The organism is Corallococcus terminator, from assembly GCF_003611635.1.
Classification (GTDB): domain Bacteria; phylum Myxococcota; class Myxococcia; order Myxococcales; family Myxococcaceae; genus Corallococcus; species Corallococcus terminator.
Genome location: NZ_RAVZ01000712.1, coordinates 1 through 1125 on the forward strand (window position 1 = coordinate 1; position 1125 = coordinate 1125).

Below are 1125 nucleotides of genomic sequence, written 5' to 3' on the forward strand. Positions count from 1 at the left end.
GTGCGGGGTGGGTGGGGAGCACGTCCGTCTGTCCATGCTTGAGGAGATCACCGACGGCGCGCGCCACCCGCGAGTTGTTCGGCAGCGCCCCGTGGCTCTCGGCGATGAAGTAGTGCGCCTTCACCCCGCTCATCTGGGCGAACTCCAGTGGCACCGTGCCATCCCCCTGCCGGGAGGTCTGGTAGACGAACCGTCCCTGCGCGTCGCGGTGCAGGCCCACGGTCGTTTCCTGGCCCTCGCCGCAGATGATGAAGAAGTCCTCGCGCGCGCCCGCGAGCCCCGCACGCATCGGCGCCACCCCCTTGAGAAGGGCGTCGCGGGGATGGAGGTCGTCGGGAGGCCATTGGGAGAGATCGTAGAGGTCCACCTCCGCCCAACGCTCCGGGGCAGGGAGCATCTGGGTCAGCCCCGGGAAGGTGGTGAAGAGGTCACGCGAGAGCTGCTCGGGGGTGTGCCGCACGTCGAGCGCGCCCAGCTTGCGGACCACCGGATGGCTGGCGCGGAGGGCCATCACCGAATCAAAGGATCCGAAGTTCGGGGTGCCGAGCATGACGAGCCGCGCGTACGGCGCGCCCTGGAAGATGGCCGCGCGTGCGACGAGCCCGCCCATGCTGTGCGCCACCAGGTGCACCTTCTCCCCCGCGCGCTGTTGGAGCACGGCGGCGAGTTCAGCACCCAGTTCGGTGATGCTCCTGCGCCAGTCGAAGGGGTGAAAGCGTGCGTCGAAGCCTGCCTGGCAGAGCCGGAACTTGAGCGAGAGGTAGGCGAACAGCATCACCCCGATCGCGGAGAGGCCATTGCCCGGAGTGGGCAGCTCCAACTGGGTCAGCCTGCCGACGCCGATATCCACGGGGTCGAACCAGAAGACGTCCTCGAAGGGGCCGAGCTTCCGCTCGCGGCCAATCTTCGAGCCCAGGAGGCCCGGAAGGATGAGGACCGGTGGGCCTCCGCGCAGCGTGCGGGCGGCGGCCGTATCGCGGGCGAGTCGGGTCAATTCTGCGTACTGCTCCGGTCCGAAGTAGTCCTCCAGCAGCTCCTGGTGGGCGCCGGTGACGAGCGCTTCTTCCACCTCCTCGTCGCGCAGCTCGAACCCGGAATGATGGGGGACGTCCGGGGCCTGTCTCT

1 protein-coding gene is annotated in these 1125 nt (G+C 68.8%); it reads right to left on the bottom strand.

What is annotated here, in order from left to right; all coding sequences use genetic code 11:
• Positions 1–1125: alpha/beta fold hydrolase (locus tag D7V88_RS41715; RefSeq protein ID WP_120545980.1), on the bottom strand; the 1125-nt coding region annotated here is incomplete at both ends.